The organism is Pseudomonas sp. Irchel s3a10 (assembly GCF_900187525.1).
In the GTDB taxonomy this organism is placed as follows: domain Bacteria; phylum Pseudomonadota; class Gammaproteobacteria; order Pseudomonadales; family Pseudomonadaceae; genus Aquipseudomonas; species Aquipseudomonas koreensis_G.
Genome location: NZ_FYDR01000004.1, coordinates 211,898 through 230,392, shown reverse-complemented (window position 1 = coordinate 230,392; position 18,495 = coordinate 211,898). Strand labels below are relative to the sequence as shown.

At 60.8% G+C, this 18,495-nt stretch carries 11 protein-coding genes and 1 pseudogene; 4 read left to right on the top strand and 8 right to left on the bottom strand.

What is annotated here, in order from left to right:
* Positions 1-7 precede the first annotated feature (7 nt).
* Positions 8-262 (bottom strand): hypothetical protein, encoded by a 255-nt coding sequence (locus CKW11_RS13965; protein ID WP_003220802.1) that lies wholly within the window; start codon positions 260-262, stop codon positions 8-10.
* 282 nt (positions 263-544) lie between these two features.
* On the opposite strand from CKW11_RS13965, the pseudogene CKW11_RS29120 reads away from it, so the two are divergent.
* Positions 545-1,579, top strand: a pseudogene (locus tag CKW11_RS29120) (sensor histidine kinase); the annotation flags it as partial.
* Between the two features lie 93 nt (positions 1,580-1,672).
* On the top strand, positions 1,673-2,437 hold the full coding sequence (locus CKW11_RS29115; protein WP_371917874.1) for a methyl-accepting chemotaxis protein: 765 nt from the start codon (positions 1,673-1,675) through the stop codon (positions 2,435-2,437).
* A 134-nt stretch (positions 2,438-2,571) separates the two neighbouring features.
* Here the strand turns inward: CKW11_RS29115 and CKW11_RS13955 are convergent, their stop codons facing one another.
* The 5 genes from CKW11_RS13955 to CKW11_RS13935 all read right to left on the bottom strand — a co-directional run bounded on the left by CKW11_RS13955 (position 2,572) and on the right by CKW11_RS13935 (position 12,180).
* Positions 2,572-3,174 carry a DUF924 family protein gene (locus CKW11_RS13955; protein WP_095137974.1) on the bottom strand — a complete coding sequence of 201 codons (603 nt, stop codon included), beginning with the start codon at positions 3,172-3,174 and terminating at the stop codon, positions 2,572-2,574.
* Between the two features lie 3 nt (positions 3,175-3,177).
* Positions 3,178-4,188, bottom strand: coding sequence for a class 1 fructose-bisphosphatase (locus tag CKW11_RS13950; protein ID WP_007961744.1), 1,011 nt, complete (start codon positions 4,186-4,188; stop codon positions 3,178-3,180).
* 328 nt (positions 4,189-4,516) lie between these two features.
* On the bottom strand, positions 4,517-5,881 hold the full coding sequence (locus CKW11_RS13945; RefSeq protein ID WP_095137973.1) for a DUF3999 domain-containing protein: 1,365 nt from the start codon (positions 5,879-5,881) through the stop codon (positions 4,517-4,519).
* Positions 5,878-9,474, bottom strand: coding sequence for a DUF2339 domain-containing protein (locus CKW11_RS13940; protein ID WP_095137972.1), 3,597 nt, complete (start codon positions 9,472-9,474; stop codon positions 5,878-5,880). The genes CKW11_RS13945 and CKW11_RS13940 overlap by 4 nt, the downstream gene beginning before the upstream one ends.
* A 255-nt stretch (positions 9,475-9,729) precedes the next feature.
* On the bottom strand, positions 9,730-12,180 hold the full coding sequence (locus tag CKW11_RS13935; RefSeq protein WP_095137971.1) for a glycogen/starch/alpha-glucan phosphorylase: 2,451 nt from the start codon (positions 12,178-12,180) through the stop codon (positions 9,730-9,732).
* 259 nt (positions 12,181-12,439) lie between these two features.
* Here CKW11_RS13935 and CKW11_RS13930 point away from each other — a divergent pair, with 259 nt between their 5' ends.
* Positions 12,440-12,877, top strand: coding sequence for a YkgJ family cysteine cluster protein (locus CKW11_RS13930; RefSeq protein WP_007961740.1), 438 nt, complete (start codon positions 12,440-12,442; stop codon positions 12,875-12,877).
* Positions 12,878-13,106: 229 nt separating this feature from the next.
* On the opposite strand, the gene typA is transcribed toward CKW11_RS13930, so the two are convergent.
* Positions 13,107-14,927 (bottom strand): translational GTPase TypA, encoded by a 1,821-nt coding sequence (gene typA / locus CKW11_RS13925; protein ID WP_007961739.1) that lies wholly within the window; start codon positions 14,925-14,927, stop codon positions 13,107-13,109.
* 139 nt (positions 14,928-15,066) lie between these two features.
* The gene (thiI, locus tag CKW11_RS13920) at positions 15,067-16,521 is read right to left on the bottom strand and encodes a tRNA uracil 4-sulfurtransferase ThiI (protein ID WP_027611269.1); all 1,455 of its coding nucleotides are present in this window, start codon (positions 16,519-16,521) and stop codon (positions 15,067-15,069) included.
* Between the two features lie 328 nt (positions 16,522-16,849).
* Between thiI and glnA the strand changes: the two genes are divergently transcribed.
* Positions 16,850-18,256, top strand: coding sequence for a glutamate--ammonia ligase (glnA, locus tag CKW11_RS13910; RefSeq protein ID WP_007961736.1), 1,407 nt, complete (start codon positions 16,850-16,852; stop codon positions 18,254-18,256).
* The last annotated feature ends 239 nt before the right edge of the window (positions 18,257-18,495 follow it).

Here is an 18,495-nt window from a genome sequence, read left to right as displayed (position 1 = left end):
CCCCGGTTTACTTCAGGCCTTGGCCGGAAAACATCAGCACTTTGTCACCGGCGTACTGCACGCTGATAAAGCTGTTTTTGTCGCCCCAGGTGCAACTGGACATGCCGAGCGCGCCCGAACAGTCGGTGGGTTTGCCGAGCAGCGTCTCAACCTCGGCCTTGGCCATGCCGGCCGAAAGCTTGGAATAGTTTTCCTGATTGACCTTGCTGCACGCGGCCAACAGCACGCAAAAAGTCAGAAGGGCGATAGATCGCAGCGACATGAAGTAACTCCTGGAGCGGAAGGGGGATGGCATGGTGCCAACCAGAAGCTTAGAAGAGAAAACCCTCATCTGGTTCCCTTCAGAAAGGCCTATTTATTGCTCCGCTCGTCTGGCATTTACCGGTAAATCAGACACTTTCTGCGGCTAATGAGCATTTCGTCGCATTTCATCCAAGACGCCTAATCTTTGGCGCGTTGCGGTCGAAATAAGAGCAGCGCAAAGCCCCCGAGTGTGGCAAATTGCCGCCCTTTCTCGACCAGCCCCTTCGCGGTAGTTCATTCGATGACCAGAAACATGAAATTCAGCCACAAGATCTTGTTGGCTGCCGCCCTCGTGGTGGCCGTTGCATTCGCCTGTTTCATTTTGTTCAACGACTATCGACAACGCGAAGCCCTGAGCAGCAGCACCGAAGCCTCGATGCAGGAACTGGGCAGCCTGACCACCAGCAACATCCAGACCTGGCTGGAAAGCCGTATTCAGTTGCTGCAATCGCTGTCGCAGCAGGTCGCCGCCGACGGCAGCGCCCCGGCCAGCCTGAAGCGCATCATCGACCTGCCCGCCTACACCGGCAATTTCCAGCTCAGCTACTTCGGCGGCGCTGACGGCGTGATGTTCTCGGTACCCGCCGGCAATCGCGCACCGGACTACGACCCGCGCGCCCGTGGCTGGTACAAGGCGGCCAACAGTGCCCAACAGACCATCGTCACCGAACCCTACATCGCCGCTTCGTCGGGCAAACTGGTGATCACCGTCGCCACCCCGGTGCAGCGTCAGGGCCAGATGATCGGTGTGGCCGGCGCGGACATCGATCTGACCAGCGTCAGCGCGATCATCAACTCGCTCAACTTTGGTGGCCACGGCCATGCGTTCATCGTCAGCGCCGATGGCAAGATCCTGATTCATCCGGACAGCAAACTGGTGCTGAAAACCCTTGCCGAGGCCTATCCGAACGGCGCACCAAAAGTCAGCCCGGGCCTGAAAGAAGTCGATTTCGACGGCAAGACGCAGTTGATCTCCTTCACCCGCGTCAACGGCGTGCCATCGGCCGACTGGTACGTGGCGCTGGTGCTGGACAAGGACACCGCATTCTCGATGCTCAGCGAATTCCGCACCTCGGCGCTGATCGCCATGGTGATCGCCGTGGTGATCATCATCGCCCTGCTTGGGATGCTGATCCGCGTGCTGATGCAACCGCTGCTGACCATGGGCCGCGCCATGCACGACATCGCCGAAGGTGAAGGCGACCTGACCAAGCGTCTGGTGATCCACGGCCACGACGAGTTCGGCGCGCTGGGCCTGTCGTTCAACCGCTTCGTCGAGCGCATTCACACTTCGATCCGCGAGGTGTCCTCGGCCACCGGCCAGGTCAACGAAGTCGCCCTGCGTGTGGTCGCCGCATCGAATTCGTCGATGTACAACTCCGATCAGCAGGCCAGCCGCACCAACAGCGTGGCCGCGGCGATCAACCAGCTCGGCGCCGCCGCCCAGGAAATCGCCCAGAACGCCGCCCTCGCCTCGCAGCATTCCAGCGATGCGCGCAGCCTGGCGGTCGACGGCCAGCAGGTTGTGGATAAAACCATTCACGCGATGCAGCAGTTGTCGGCAAAAATCAGCGACTCCTGCGGCAACATTGAAACCCTCAACAGCAACACGGTGAACATCGGGCAGATTCTGGAAGTGATCACCAGCATCTCGCAGCAGACCAACCTGCTGGCGCTCAACGCCGCCATCGAAGCGGCCCGCGCCGGTGAGGCTGGCCGTGGTTTCGCCGTGGTCGCTGACGAGGTGCGCAACCTCGCCCACCGCACTCAGGATTCGGCGCAGCAAGTGCAGAAGATGATCGAAGAACTGCAAATCGGCGCACGCCAGGCAGTGAGCATCATGACCGAGAGCCAGCGCGAGAGCGAAAGCAGCGTCGGCATCGCCAACCAGGCCGGCGAACGCCTGGGCAGCGTGACCCAGCGCATCGGCGAGATCGACGGGATGAACCAGTCGGTGGCTACCGCGACTGAGGAGCAGACGGCTGTGGTCGAGTCGATCAACGTCGACATCAACGAGATCAACACGCTGAACCAGGAAGGTGTCGAGAACCTGCAGGCAACCTTGCGCGCTTGTTCGGATCTGGAGCAGCAGGCGGCACGCTTGAAGCAGTTGGTAGGCAGCTTCAGGATCTAAGGCGCGGCCACTGGCCTCTTCGCGAGCAAGCCCGCTCCCACAGGGATCTTCGGTGTTAACACAATGTGTGTTCCACCATGAGGCACTGTGGGAGCGGGCTTGCTCGCGAAGACGGCAGCAGCCTTAACGCAAGTTTAGAATCGGGAACCTGGCCCGGCGAGGAACTCAAGTTCCTCCGCCGTCGACTCCCGCCCCAACACCGCATTGCGATGCGGAAACCGTCCAAACCGCGCAATCACTTTCTGATGCCGCTCGGCATAGTCCAGATTGTTGGCAAACACCGCCCGCTCGGCTTCCGGCTGTTCAGCCACCAGATCGATAAAGCGCGAAACGGCTTCGTTCTGCACCGCGAGGTTTTCGCAGTGTTCGAACACCAGATAAATGAATACCCGCTGAATCGGCTTCAGTTGCCGGTCGAAGTCCGCCGCAATGCCCTGCGCGACGAGTTTCTGCGCGCGCAGATCACCGGAAAAGGCTTTGGGAGTGTCGCGAAAGATCATTCGCGGCAATTGATCGAGCAGCAACACCACCGCCAGCCAACCTTCGGGACGTTGCGTCCACTCGGTCAATTCGCCGGCGAGGGCCTGATCGACAAAGACCCCGAAACGCTCACGCGCTTCGAGGTCCTGGCTGTCTTTCTTGCCGAACCACAACTTGCCCTTGTCAGCCGCAATCTCGTCCGGTGATTCGGCATGTCCGAACCACCAATCTAGCAACGGCTGCCAGGGCGCAGTCATGGTTTATTCCTTGTGGTAAGCCGTGGCGCGGGCGACTTCTTCTTTCGAGCCGAGGAACACCGCTACGCGCTGGTGCAGGCCTTCCGGCTGGATGTCGAGGATGCGCTGGTGACCGTCGGTGGACGCGCCGCCGGCCTGTTCCACCAGGAACGACATCGGGTTGGCTTCGTACATCAGACGCAGTTTGCCCGGCTTCGACGGCTCACGGCTGTCGCGTGGGTACATGAACAGACCGCCACGGGTCAGGATGCGGTGCACGTCGGCCACCATCGCCGCGACCCAACGCATGTTGTAGTTCTTCTTCAGCGGGCCTTCTTCGCCGGCCAGCAGTTCGCTGACATAGCGTTGTACCGGGGCTTCCCAGTGGCGCTGGTTGGACATGTTGATCGCGAATTCCTGGGTGGTTTCAGGAATGGTGATGTCTTCGTGGGTCAGCACGAAGCTGCCCATCTCGCGATCGAGGGTGAAGCCTTTGACGCCGTCGCCCAGGGTCAGCACCAGCATGGTCTGCGGGCCGTAGATCGCGTAACCGGCAGCAACCTGCTGGGTGCCTGGCTGCAGGAAGGCTTTTTCGTTCAGCGGCTCGTTCTGGCTCAGGTATTCGTTCGGGCAACGCAGTACCGAGAAGATGGTGCCGACCGGGGCGTTGATGTCGATGTTCGACGAGCCGTCCAGTGGGTCGAACACCAGCAGATAGGCGCCTTTCGGGTATTTGCCCGGGATCTGGTAGGCATTGTCCATTTCTTCGGACGCCATGCCGGCCAGGTGACCGCCCCACTCGTTGGCTTCGAGCAGGATCTCGTTCGACAGCACGTCGAGCTTCTTCTGCACTTCGCCTTGGACGTTTTCAGTGCCCATGCTGCCCAGAACACCACCCAGGGCGCCTTTGGACACGGCGTGGCTGATCTCTTTGCAGGCACGCGCCACCACTTCGATCAGGAAGCGCAGATCGGCAGGAGTGTTATTGCTGCGGGTCTGCTCAATCAAATAGCGACTCAGGGTAACGCGGGACATGGACGGCTCCGGTGGAATGGGGGGCTAAAAACCCGCGCAGTTTACAGGGAGTCTGAAAACCTAGCGAGCGATGACGCCCGGTAACGTGCATTGGGGCGCAATTGCTTGTATCAGACGTGATCGGGTCGAGAGAGTTCAGGTGCCGGATTGAGCGTAGTTCGAAACGGGACGGGTGGTGCGTGGCGCAAACGTCCGGACAGAAATTTTTGTCGGCTGACCGGACGCCTTCGCGAGCAAGCCCGCTCCCACAGTGATCGCATCCATCAAGGCTACTCGGTCAACTGTGGGAGCGGGCTTGCTCGCGAATGGCGCGCAGCGCCAGCCATTCTCAGGAATTGGTGGGCGGCTTGCGCAACAGACTCGCCGCCATCATCCCCAGGAACACCACACTCACCAGCAGCACCGCCCACAGGCCAATCTTCTTCCAGTTGGTCTCGGCTACCGCCGTCGTGGTTGCTGGTGCAGCCTGCGTGGCAACCACCTCACCCTGCACAGTCGCCTTGCCCAGCGTCGCGAGTTTTTCCGGCTTGAAATCCGGAATCAGCGTACTCAGCGGCAGGTTCGCGGTTTTCACCGTCGGATTGCCCAGCGCCAGGCTGTAAGGCCCGTCACCGCGCGCAAGGAAAATCACCTGCGTCGCTCGCACCGCGTATTTCAGGCTCGGTGCCTGCTCGCCCAGACCACCGCCGCGCTCGTCCACGCTCAGTTTCAATTGCTGCACAGTCTGCCCGTACAACTGCAATTCGTTTTGCACCACGTCCTGACCGTTCTGGGTCAGGCGATACAGCAAACCGTTGCTCAGTGTCTGCCACGGCAGGCTGCTTTCGCGCCGGCCCGCGAGCGTGACCGGAGCCAGACTGTTCGGTTGTTTCAGCTCGACCTGCACGCGCTCGACATTCAGGCCCATCGGCAACTGCCAGGTGTACTCGCCGGACTTGGTGCTACTGCCCACCAGCGCTTGCGACCAGACCAACGGCAGCGGCACGTTGCGTGGGTCGCTGCTTTTCAGTTGCGCCGACGTGAGGATTGGTGCCGAGGTTGGCGCATCCCACAGCAGACGCAGATAGCGAGCGGATTGCCCCGGCAGCGTCACTTCGTGCTGTTCGATGCGTTCGTCGGAAAAGGTCAGCCGCGCGACCTGCCCCTCGCCCCACGCCTGCCAATGCTGCAAGTCATCACTGGCCTCGATGCTGAAACGCTGGAAGCCGTCACGCTCGCTGGTCCAGTCAAGAATCAGTTGCTGCAGCGGCGCCTTGATCGCACTGGCATCGAGCAGCCAACCACGCAGCACTTCTTCACCAGCCTCCAGCTGAGTCGACGGCTGCACTTCCACCAGGGTGCCGGTGGTGGTCGATTGCACGCGCACGTTCGGCGCGCGCTCGCTGGCATCGGCAGCGTTGTACAACGGAAACCACTTCACCTCATGCAACTGCCCGTCGTCGCGGGTCTGCGCCGATTCCCGAGCCAGGGCGTAGGCCTGCGGCTCGCCAGCAGCGTTGAACACGCGCAGATCACTGAGATCGGTCTGGCGAGCCTGCAATTGCGCGCTCAGCGGAAGATCGAGGCGATACCACGGGCCGTTGCCGCTCACCGTCAGCGGCACCTGCGTGGCGAAGTCCGCCGGTTTTTCCTGGGCGCCGGCAGCCATCACCACGCCCAGCGCCAACCACCCCAGATTCAGCATGCGACTCAAGATGAAACTCCTTCGGTATCCGGCACGGGTTTGTCCGCCGCCGGTTCGGCTTCGACACGTTTAGGCGGCAGCGGCGCAAAGTAGCCCACCACCAACAGCAACACGCCGACCCCGATAAACGAGACGATCCGGGCGAGGCCGCCACGGTTGCTCAATTCGACAAAAATCAGTTTGGCCACCACCAGCGCAATCAGCGCCGCGCCGATCAGCCAGACTTCGCGACGATGGCGCAGATGACCACCGATCATCAGACCCAATGCCATCAGGGTCCAGACGATGGACAACCCGGCCTGCACCAGCATCGATTCGAGCAGCAGATCCAGCTCGAACGGAATCCCTGCCCAATGGTGCGCAGCGCGGGTCACCAGCGCGGTGCAGAAAGCGAACAGCGAAACCCCGGCGACCAGTTGCGTGGTGTACTCGGCGTAATCCTTGCGCAGGGCAAACTGCGTCACCGCATGACGCGACCATACATACACCCCGAACAGAGCGAACAGCAGGCCCAGCTCCAGCGGGTTGAGCAGTGGCACGTACGGCAGCGGTTCGGCGTTACCGTCGCTGAAGCCGTTGGCCAGCCAGAACCACGCCAGCATCAGCACTGCCAAGGGCGCCGCGGCGTACAAACGATATTCGCGCGGGAATGCCGCCACCGGCCATGGCCAGTTGCGCGGAGCCGCCGCCAGCAACAGGTACAGGCTCGGCAGGATCGCCCAGCCCAGCCAGCGCCACGCGTTGTATTGCTCGGACAACAGCAGCAAGCCGTAGCGCAACTCCAGCGCCAGCACGCCGATCAGCAGCCAGCAACCCAGCACGTGCGCCGCGCTCAAGGCGCGTGCCGGCAGCATCGGCGCCAGACGCCGCAAGCTGAAGAAGTGCACGACGAACACCAATACCCACGCCAGCCAGCCGAAGTTCGCCGCCGGGTGATAACGCGTATGCCACGCCGCCAGCAGCACCAGCCCCGCCGCCGGAATCAGCAAGGTGCAGAGCAGGCCCAGCGCCGGCCATTTCAGGCGCAGCGCCAACAGCGTCCACAACGCCACACTCAGCGCAGCGACCAGCAGCAACAGCGTCGCCTGCAGATTCAGCGGCGCAAAACGCAGCACCTCACTGACCCACGCCAACGCCCACCAACCGGCGCCCCACACCAGCAGTACTTCAGACAGGCGTTGCAAACTCAGCGCATCGAAGGCCGAGGCGTGATTGCCCAATTGCAGGCGCCAGGCACCGACCAGCGCGGCCAGCCCCAGCACCAGCGGCGTCCAGAAGCCGCCATGGGCCAACGGCCGCAGACCTTCGCTGGACAGCAGCCCGAGCAACTCGGGGCCGGCCAACAAGAACGCCGCGCCACCGATCAACTGCAACAACAGGCCGAAGACAAAACTCACGCGCTGCTTGAGGTACAGGCTCAGCCAGATGATCAGCAGACCACTCGCCGCCCACACCGCACTCGCGGTTTGCCACGGCAGCACGAACAGCACCGCCAGATTGATCAGCACCAACCCCGCCAGCAACACCACCGACAAGCCACGCAGCAGCCGCACATCGCCGCGCACCATCTCGTCGCGCGCCGCCAGCAGCATCCCGCCGATCAATGCCAGACCGATCACGGATGCGCTGAGCAAACCGCTCCACCCGGCGCTGAACACGGCCGCCGAATCCTCACCTGCACCTTGCAGACGCAACAGGAACAACGCACCACCGAGCAACTGCACAGCGAATGCGGTGAACAGGAACGTGCGCGATTGCAGGCGCAGGCCGACAAACAGGGTCACCAGCCCGGCCAAGGCCCAACTGATCGCTGTCGCCTGAACCAGGAAAAACAGCGGCGCCAGCAGGTACAGGAACGTCAGGCCTAGTGCCGCCAGCACCGGCAAACTCTGGCGCTCCCACGGCGAAGCCTGTTCCGCCGCGGCTTTGCGCAATTGATAGAAGCTGAACAGCAGCGCGATGCCGAGCATCAACGCCCCCAGCGGTGCGCCGTCGAGCAGGCTACTTTCGCCGACACGCAACTGACTGAGGAACGCCAACGCCGAACCCAGTTGCAGCAGCAGGGCAAACGCTCGGGCGAACGGCCGCTGCTGACGCAGGCCGAGCCAGAAAATCCCCGCGCCCTCCACTGCCCAGGCCGCTGAAGTCCAGCGCGCATCGAGGCCCAGCGGGATCGCCAGACTGGCGAAAATCACCCCCAGCGCCAGACAGGTTTCGCCCAGCAACAAAGCGCGACCGCCCATCAACACCCGGGCCAGGCACATGTAGATCACGCCCAGTGCGAGTGCGCTGAACGCGGCGGCGAACTCCAGGTGCTGCACCAGCGCAAACTGCAAGCCGAAGCCAACGATCGGCGGGCCGAACAGCATCGTGCCGTCGACGTAGTCGCCCTTGCGCGCCGACCAGTGCAGCAGCGCCTCGCGATCGGCGTCCGCCGGCGCATCGGGTATGTCGAGCAACTTGCGCCGGGCAAACAACAGGCCGATGCCCAGGTACATTAGGAAGAACAGAATCAGGAACGGTTCGGTACTCCACAGCAGCTCGGGCGCATACGAACGCAGGCCCCAAGCGAAACCGATGCCGAAGGTACCGACAAAACCGATCAGGTTAAGCAGGCGCCAGGCCTTGAACCAGGCAATGGCGAGGATGCCGGCATTGAGCAACGCGAAATAGCTGAACAGCGCGACATGGTTGCCGGCACCGGTCGAGGTCAGGATCGGCGCGGCGAAACCGCCGAGCGCAGCGGCGGCGGCCAGTCCAAGAGCATCCTGAGAGATGGCGAGAATCGCCGAGAACACCGTGACCGCCACCAGCAAACCCAGCGCGGCGGACGGATCGAGCAACGGATGCAGACGCATCGCCGCAAACACCGTCAGGTACAGCACCGCGATCCCGGTGCCCTGCAAGATCAGCGCATAACTGCTGTTGCGCGTACGCAGCCACCAGCCCAGCGCCAGCAGGGCCAACGCCGCCGCCGCGACGCCGGCATAACGCAATTCGATTGGCACCACCATGCCCTCGGTGGCGTAGCGCAGCAGGAACGCCAAACCGAAAAACAGCAGCACTACGCCAACCCGCAGTACGGTGTTGCCGCCGAACAGCCAATTGCGAGCAGCATTGATGCCACGCTCGATCAGGTTCGGGCCACGGGGTTCGGCAGGTTGTGCCGGGGCTGCTGGCTCGTCGGTGACTGCATCCAGACGCCAGACATCGGCCGGCAGCGGCTGACTGGTTTCGCTGGCGACGGCAGAGATCGGTTCGAGTTCGGGCGGCAGTTCCCAGACCAGATCCGGCGGGGGGGTGGATGATTGTTCGGCAACGATGACGGGGTCGACGATGGCGTCCGGGGTCGGTGCCACGCTAGGTGGTGTGGTGCGCACGTCGGCACCTTCCAGCAGAAACAGACGCTGCTCGACGGCTTGCAAGGCGACCTTGGCCTGTTCCAGTTGACGCTGTTGTTCGGTGGCCTGCGAGCCAAGACGGGCGATGCGCAGCGTTTGCCCGATCGCCAGCCCGAGCAGTGCACCAAGCAGCGCGGCACTGAACGACTCATCGAACAGCCAGCCGAGCAGCAGCCCGATCAACATGAACATCCATTGCATGGTCGATATCCCTAAGCGGCCCCAAGGCGGGGCGAGTCCGGCGATTGCTTCAGTCTAGGCACAAACCCTTGTAGGAGTGAGCCTGCTCGCGATAGCGATTTGTCAGTCAACGAAGCTGTTGAATGTGACGGCGCTATCGCGAGCAGGCTCACTCCTACATTGGATCAGTGGTGACTGAACAGCCCGGTAACCGGCGCTCAGTATATCGATCCGGCCCAACAAACGTTGGGCCTTACGCACATTTGTTGCAGAAAATCACTCCAGTGCCTTCCAGATATCCGTGGCGTACTCGCGAATCGTCCGGTCGGACGAGAACCAGCCCATCCGTGCCGTGTTGAGCACCGCCGAACGCCACCAGTTGTTGGCGTCGTGCCAGTGCGCGTCGACGCGTTTTTGCGCTTCCCAGTAGGAATCGAAGTCCGCGCAGACCAGGAAGCGGTCGTAGTCCACCAGCGAGTCGATCAGTCCGGTGTAACGCGAGGTATCGTCCGGCGAGAACACACCACTGCGGATCGCTTGCAGCACATCGTTCAGACGATGAGACGCAGCGATGTCCGGTACGGCGCTGAACTCGTGGTTCTGTTTGCGCGCCTCGACCTGCTGTGCGCTGAGGCCGAAGATGAACATGTGCTCGGCACCGATGCGCTCGCACATCTCCACGTTGGCACCGTCGAGGGTGCCGATGGTCAGCGCACCGTTGAGGCCGAACTTCATGTTGCTGGTGCCCGAGGCTTCGAAACCGGCGGTGGAAATCTGCTCGGACAAGTCCGCCGCCGGAATGATGCTCTCGGCCAGGCTGACGTTGTAGTTGGGCAGGAACACCACTTTGAGCAGGCCGCGCACCGTTGGGTCGTTGTTCACCACCCGGGCGATGTCGTTGGTCAGCTTGATGATCAATTTGGCCTGGTGATAACTGGCCGCCGCTTTACCGGCGAAGATTTTCACCCGGGGTACCCAGTCGACTTCCGGCTCGGCACGGATTGCCTGATACAGCGCCACGGTGTGCATCAGGTTGAGCAACTGGCGCTTGTATTCGTGGATACGTTTGACCTGCACGTCGAACATCGCCGCCGGGTTGACCGCGATCCCCAGCCGCTCGTGAATCAGATAGGCCAAGGCCTTTTTGCTGTGCAGGCGCTGTTCGGCGAAGGCTTTGCGGAAGGCGGGTTTCTCGGCGAACGGTTCCAGATCGAGCAAGCGCTCTTCCGGGTTATCCAGCACCTCCGGGCCGAGGGAGTCGACCAGCATCGAGGTCAGTTCGGAGTTGGCCTGGAACAGCCAGCGGCGGAAGGTGATGCCGTTGGTTTTGTTGTTGATCCGCTCCGGGTAGAGCTTGTGCAATTCGGCGAACACGGTCTTGCGCATCAACTGCGTGTGCAGCCCGGACACGCCGTTGACGCTGTGCGAACCGAGGAACGCGAGGTTACCCATGCGCACCCTGCGACCGTTGTCCTCTTCGATCAACGACACCGCGCGCAGCACGTCGAAATCATGAATGCCTTTGGCGCGCAGCGAGTCGATGTGCTGCGCATTGATCAGATAAATGATCTGCATGTGCCGCGGCAGCATGCGTTCCATCAGGCCGACCGGCCAGGTTTCCAGCGCTTCGGGCAGCAGCGTGTGGTTGGTGTACGACAGCGTGTCGACGGTGACTTGCCACGCGGCATCCCAGGCCACGTCGTAGACGTCGACCAGTTGGCGCATCAGTTCGGCGACGGCAATCGAAGGGTGGGTGTCGTTGAGCTGGATCGCCGCGTGATCGCCCAGGGTCAGCACCGAGGTGTGCATGTTGCGATGGCGACGCAGCAAGTCCTGCAAGGACGCGGCAACGAAGAAGTATTCCTGACGCAGGCGCAGTTCCTGGCCCGCCTCGGTGCTGTCGGCGGGATAGAGAACCCGGGAGATACTTTCAGCCCGGGCCACTTCGGCGACGGCACCCAGGTGGTCACCGGCGTTGAAACGCTCCAGGTGCAGATCTTCCATGGCGCGCGCGCGCCACAGGCGCAAGGTGTTGACGCTCGCCCCGCGCCAGCCGACCACCGGCGTGTCGTAGGCAATCGCCCGTACGGTTTCTGCTGGCGACCAGACCTGTTTGGTTTTGCCGCTGGCATCGGTGACGGTTTCGACACTGCCGCCGAAGCCGATGGTGTACACCACCTCCGGACGTTCAAATTCCCACGGGTTGCCGAAGTCCAGCCAGTGCTCGGTCTGCTCCTGCTGCCAGCCATCGACGATGGCCTGCCGGAACAGCCCGTGCTCGTAGCGAATGCCATAGCCGTGCCCGGCGATGCCGAGGGTCGACATGCTTTCCATGAAGCACGCCGCCAGGCGTCCGAGGCCGCCGTTGCCGAGAGCCGCATCGGGTTCCAGCAGACGGATGCGTTCCAGATCGACACCGAGTTCGGTCAGCGCTTCACGGGCGACGTCGAGCAGGCCGAGGTTGCTCAGGCTGTCGTAGAGCAAACGGCCGATGAGAAATTCCAGCGAGAGGTAATACACCCGCTTCTGGCCTTTGCGGTAGATCTGCCGGGTGTGGTCCATCCAGTGTTCGACCATGTGGTCGCGCGCAGCCAGGGCAATGGCTTCGAACCAGTCATGGTCGAAGGCGTGATCCGGGTCTTTGCCCACCGCGTAGGTGAGTTTGGTCAGGACGGCATCGCGGAATGCGGCCACCTCTGCTTCGCGAACTAGTGGTTCTTGAGTCATCGATAGGACCTCGAGCGAGCGGGGAAATGTCTGAGCCTAGACGGTCTGACCGACGGTAGAGGCGCAGGTTCGGCAGTTTTTCCGAAGACGTTGAGATAGCCCGGCATTACCTTGGCGAGTGGGCTAATGAATGCAGGGGCCGTGCCGGACTGAATGGCATTTGCGTGGCGTTTGCAAAAATCTGGCGAAAGGTTGTTCAAAAATCCACCAGTCCCGGTATGATCGCGCGCCCTGATGCACACACGCCTGGTAACCCCCGATGATGAAGCCCAACCTGATTGCCGCCGCCGAGATCGACCGTCTCGATACGTGGGCCAAATATTCGGCCCCGATGTGCGGCTCTTGTGTCTCCAGCTGCTGCACCCTGCCGGTCGAGGTCAAGATCAAGGACCTGGTACGCATCGGTGTGGTCGACGAGTTCGAGCTGGGCGATCCGCCGAAGAACATCGCCAAGCGCCTGCAAAAGGAAGGTCTGGTCGAGCGCTTCAATCAGAAGTCGGGGATCTTCACCCTGCAGCGCATGAGCAACAACGATTGCTACTACCTGGATCGTAAAAGCCGCCTGTGCACCATTTATGACAAGCGCCCGGACACCTGCCGCAACCACCCGAAGATCGGCCCGCGTCCAGGGTATTGCGCGTACAAGCCGAAAGAAGTCGAGCGGGTGCAGAATTCGCGGTCGATCGAGAAGTTTTGATCTTTCCTGAAATTTGTGGCGCCTGTTAGGCCGCCTTCGCGAGCAAGCCCGCTCCCACAGGGAATAGATGGCGTACACAAGAGTTGTGTTCACCAAAGATCTACTGTGGGAGCGGGCTTGCTCGCGAATAGGCCAGCACCAACACCGCACAACCCTCAGTTGAACCCCAGACAAACAAAAACGCCCCCGGTCTCGCGACCGGGGGCGTTTTTTTCAAGCTCGGGCTAAATTACGCCTTGGCTTTCTTGGCAGCGCGGGTACGCTCGCTTTCGTCCAGGATCTTCTTGCGAAGACGGATGGACTTAGGAGTCACTTCGCACAGCTCGTCTTCCTGGATGTATTCCAGAGCCTGTTCCAGAGTGAAGCGAACAGGTGGTACCAGAGCGATGGTTTCGTCTTTACCCGAAGCACGCATGTTGTCGAGCTTCTTGCCTTTGGTAGGGTTCACACCCAGGTCGTTGTCGCGGCTGTTCTGACCAACGATCTGACCGTTGTAGATCTCCTGGCCGTGTTCTACGAACAGCTTGCCACGAGCCTGCAGGGTTTCCAGCGAGTAGGTCAGTGCCTTGCCGGTTTCAACCGAAACCAGAACGCCGTTCTGACGGCCGGACATGTGGCCCGACTTCACTGGAGCGTAACGATCGAAGATCGAGGTCAGGATGCCAGCACCGTTGGTCAGGGTCAGGAACTGGTTACGGAAACCGATCAGACCGCGAGCAGGGATGTTGTATTCCAGACGAACACGGCCCTTGCCATCCGGCACCATGTTGCTCAGGTCGCCCTTACGCAGACCCATCTCTTCCATGACCTTGCCCTGCGATTCTTCAGGGATGTCGATGGTGACGTTTTCGAACGGTTCCTGCTTCACGCCGTCAACTTCACGGATGATCACTTCAGGACGGCCCAGGGCCAGCTCGAAGCCTTCGCGACGCATGGTTTCGATCAGTACCGAGAGGTGCAGCTCACCACGGCCGGAAACCTTGAACTTGTCAGCCGAGTCGCCTTCTTCAACGCGCAGTGCAACGTTGTACAGCAGCTCTTTGTCCAGACGATCCTTGATGTTACGGGAGGTCACGAACTTGCCTTCTTTACCGCAGAATGGCGAGTCGTTTACCTGGAAGGTCATGGAAACGGTTGGCTCGTCAACGGTCAGCGGCTTCATGGCCTCGACGGTGTTGATGTCGCACAGGGTGTCGGAGATGAACAGCTCGTCGAAGCCGCTGATGCAGACGATGTCGCCAGCTGCTGCTTCTTCAACGTCAATGCGGTGCAGACCGTGGTGACCCATCAGCTTCAGGATACGACCGTTGCGGCGCTTGCCGTCGGCGCTGATAGCGACAACCGGGGTGTTCGGCTTGACGCGACCACGAGCGATACGGCCAACACCGATAACACCCAGGAAGCTGTTGTAGTCCAGAGCGGAGATCTGCATCTGGAACGGACCGTCACGGTCAACGGCCGGAGGCGGAACGTGGTCGACAACTGCCTGGTACAGCGCAGTCATGTCTTCGCCCATGGCGGTGTGATCCAGACCGGCGATGCCGTTCAGGGCCGAGGCGTAAACAACCTGGAAGTCCAGTTGTTCTTCGGTAGCACCGAGGTTGTCGAACAGGTCGAAGATCTGATCCAGAACCCAGTCCGGACGCGCGCCTGGACGGTCAACCTTGTTGATAACCACGATTGGACGCAGGCCGGCTTCGAACGCCTTCTTGGTCACGAAACGGGTTTGCGGCATAGGGCCGTCTTGAGCGTCAACCAGCAGCAGAACGGAGTCAACCATCGACATTACGCGTTCTACTTCACCGCCGAAGTCGGCGTGGCCCGGGGTGTCCACGATGTTGATGTGGTAGCCGTTCCAGTTGATGGCGGTGTTTTTCGCCAGAATGGTAATACCGCGCTCTTTTTCCTGGTCGTTGGAGTCCATCACGCGCTCGTCGTTGAGCTCGTTGCGCTCCAGGGTGCCGGATTGACGCAGGAGTTTGTCTACCAGGGTGGTCTTACCATGGTCAACGTGGGCAATGATGGCGATGTTACGTAGATTTTCGATCACTTGTGTATCTCGATCAGAGGATTCGGTTTGCTGACAAGTCTTGGCAGCGATTAACAGTAGTGTCCGGCATGGCCGTTACAGCTTGACGGCGGTGTCGGGGGGCCGGTGACGCAGGCCACAGGCAAACAGCCCCGGGCACTTAGCTCGGTCGATAAACGCGCACATTGGCATGCCCCTCACTGAGCAAATGGTGAGCATGCAGGCGACTCATCACGCCTTTGTCGCAATACAGCAGGTACTGGCGAGTCGGATCCAGCTCCTTGAAACGAGCGTTCACTGCGTAGAACGGCATCGTCTGTACTTCTATGCCGGCGAGTTCCAGCGGGTCATCCTCGGCCGCATCCGGGTGACGGATGTCGATGACGATCTGACCGGCCAGCGCTTCGCCGACTTCTTCGATCTGCAAATCCTGGCCCAATTCGTCGATCACTCGATCGATCGGCACCAGCTTGGCGTTTTCGAGCGCACGCTCGAGAACCGCCATGTCGAATTCTTTCTCTTCGTGCTCAACACGGTGGCGCTTGGCGGCGGTCTTCGGATTGACCGAGATGACCCCGCAGTACTCCGGCATGTGCCGGGCGAAATCGGCGGTGCCGATCTCGTTGGCCGTGTCGATGATGTCCTGCTTGTGCGCGACGATCAGTGGGCGCAGGACCAGTTTGTCGGTCACGCAGTCGATCACCGACAGGTTCGGCAGCGTCTGGCTCGATACCTGGGAGATCGCTTCGCCGGTGACCAGCGCATCGATGTGCAGCCGGTCGGCGATGGCCGACGATGCGCGCAACATCATACGCTTCAATACGACGCCCATATGACTGTTATCGACTTTGCCGAGAATTTCGCCCAACACTTCTTCGAACGGAACACTGACAAATAGCACGCGTTGCGAGCTGCCGTACTTCTTCCAGATGAAATGCGCGACTTCCATCACGCCCAATTCGTGGGCACGCCCGCCGAGATTGAAGAAGCAGAAATGCGCCATCAGGCCGCGACGCATGATCTGGTACGCGGCAACCGTCGAGTCAAAGCCGCCGGACATCAATACCAGCGTCTGCTCCAGGGCGCCGAGCGGGTAACCGCCGATGCCGTTGTGCTGGCTGTGGATGACAAACAACCGTTGGTCGCGAACTTCGATGCGAACTTCGATTTCCGGGTCTTTGAGGTCGATTCCGGCCGCACCGCACTCACGACGCAGCTTGCTGCCGACGTATTTTTCAACGTCCATCGAGCTGAACGGATGCTTGCCGGCACGCTTGCAGCGCACCGAGAAAATCTTCCCGGCCAGCACATCGCCGTAGTGCTGTTTGCACTTCTCGGTGATGTCGTCGAAGTCGCCCAGCGGGTACTCGTCGATCTGCAGAAAGTGCGCGACACCCGGGGTGCAGGTCAGGCGCTCCCCCATCTCTTTCAAGGCTTTGGGGTCGGTAACGCGGGTTTCCAGCTCGAGATTGTCCCACACACCGTTCACCACCACGGCCGGGTCCAGATCGCGGAGCACGGCGCGGATGTTCTTGGCCAGCTGGCGGATGAAACGCATCCGGACAGGGCGGCTCTTGATGGTGATCTCGGGGAAGACTTTTACGATTAGTTTCATGAAAACAGCGCGCGCAGGGCCAGCCGAAAAAGGGGGGCGCGGATTATAGCGGAAATTGCTCAAGGTTTAACCAGTTAATATGCAGAAGGTTTCACATGCACCAAAACGGGTCATTTCTGATTTGAAGCGCTACATTAAGGGGCGAGATTTTCGCCTTTATGGCGCTTTGCAGTGCTGCAAGCGTGAATTTGGGGCAAAAAACCCATGCTGGGGCACTGGCATGCAATTTGCTCCCTTGTGAGGCAGGTTGCCTTGGCAGAGTATCTGCGCCGGCATCACCCCTATTAAGGGCATCCACTACCAAGCCCTAAGCCACCCGGAGGACACTATGTCGAAGTCGGTTCAACTCATCAAAGATCATGACGTCAAGTGGATTGATCTGCGCTTCACGGACACCAAAGGCACTCAGCACCACGTGACCATGCCGGCTCGCGATGCGCTGGAAGACGACTTCTTCGAAGTCGGCAAGATGTTCGACGGTTCCTCCATCGCTGGCTGGAAAGGCATCGAAGCCTCCGACATGATCCTGCTGCCGGACGACGATACTGCCGTTCTCGACCCGTTCACCGAAGACGCGACCCTGATTCTGGTTTGCGACATCATCGAACCTTCGACCATGCAAGGTTACGATCGCGACCCGCGCGCCATCGCTCACCGTGCCGAGGAATACCTGAAGACCACCGGTATCGGTGACACCGTCTTCGCCGGTCCAGAACCAGAATTCTTCATCTTCGACGAAGTGAAGTTCAAGTCGGACATCTCCGGCTCGATGTTCAAGATCTACTCCGAACAAGGCTCGTGGATGTCCGACCAGGACATCGAAGGCGGCAACAAAGGTCACCGTCCAGGCGTCAAAGGTGGCTACTTCCCGGTTCCGCCGTTCGACCACGACCACGAAATCCGTACTGCCATGTGCAACGCACTGGAAGAAATGGGTCAGACCGTTGAAGTTCACCACCACGAAGTGGCGACTGCCGGTCAGAACGAAATCGGTGTCAAGTTCAACACCCTGGTGAAGAAAGCTGACGAAGTTCAGACTCTGAAATACGTTGTCCACAACGTTGCCGACGCTTACGGCCGCACCGCGACCTTCATGCCGAAGCCACTGTACGGCGACAACGGCTCGGGCATGCACGTGCACATGTCCATCGCCAAAGACGGCAAGAACACCTTCGCTGGTGAAGGCTATGCCGGCCTGTCCGAAACCGCCCTGTACTTCATCGGCGGTATCATCAAGCACGGTAAGGCCCTGAACGGCTTCACCAACCCGGCCACCAACTCCTACAAGCGTCTGGTGCCAGGCTTCGAAGCCCCGGTAATGCTGGCCTACTCGGCGCGCAACCGTTCCGCCTCGATCCGTATTCCTTACGTCAACAGCCCACGCGGCCGTCGTATCGAAGCCCGTTTCCCGGATCCAGCTGCCAACCCGTACCTGGCTTTCGCAGCACTGCTGATGGCCGGCCTGGACGGTATCCAGAACAAGATCCACCCAGGCGATGCCGCTGACAAAAACCTGTACGACCTGCCGCCTGAAGAGGCGAAAGAGATCCCGCAAGTTTGCGGCAGCCTGAAAGAAGCCCTGGAAGAGCTGGACAAGGGCCGTGCGTTCCTGACCAAGGGCGGCGTGTTCTCCGACGACTTCATCGACGCTTACATCGCGCTGAAATCCGAAGAAGAAATCAAGGTGCGCACCTTCGTACACCCACTGGAATATGAGCTGTACTACAGCTGCTGATCCGGTAGCGCCGCACCACGCGGCGTGACAAAAAGAGGCCTCCTTCGGGAGGCCTTTTTTATTGCCCCCGATTTATGAAGCTACGCAAACCCCCTGTGGGAGCGGGCTTGCTCGCGAATGCGGCGTATCAGTCGCCATCTCTGTCAATGACCCACCGCATTCGCGAGCAAGCCCGCTCCCACAGGGAATTTTTGGCATCTGAATGATCTCCGGATATGGCCCGGGTTGGGCCAACCGCC

Coding starts and splice junctions, on each gene's coding strand:
- CKW11_RS13965 (WP_003220802.1), bottom strand. CDS start 262: ATGTCGCTGCGATCTATCGCCCTTCTGACTTTTTGCGTGCTGTTGGCC.
- CKW11_RS13940 (WP_095137972.1), bottom strand. CDS start 9,474: ATGCAATGGATGTTCATGTTGATCGGGCTGCTGCTCGGCTGGCTGTTC.
- CKW11_RS13930 (WP_007961740.1), top strand. CDS start 12,440: ATGATGAAGCCCAACCTGATTGCCGCCGCCGAGATCGACCGTCTCGAT.
- CKW11_RS29115 (WP_371917874.1), top strand. CDS start 1,673: ATGTACAACTCCGATCAGCAGGCCAGCCGCACCAACAGCGTGGCCGCG.
- thiI (WP_027611269.1), bottom strand. CDS start 16,521: ATGAAACTAATCGTAAAAGTCTTCCCCGAGATCACCATCAAGAGCCGC.
- CKW11_RS13935 (WP_095137971.1), bottom strand. CDS start 12,180: ATGACTCAAGAACCACTAGTTCGCGAAGCAGAGGTGGCCGCATTCCGC.
- CKW11_RS13950 (WP_007961744.1), bottom strand. CDS start 4,188: ATGTCCCGCGTTACCCTGAGTCGCTATTTGATTGAGCAGACCCGCAGC.
- CKW11_RS13955 (WP_095137974.1), bottom strand. CDS start 3,174: ATGACTGCGCCCTGGCAGCCGTTGCTAGATTGGTGGTTCGGACATGCC.
- glnA (WP_007961736.1), top strand. CDS start 16,850: ATGTCGAAGTCGGTTCAACTCATCAAAGATCATGACGTCAAGTGGATT.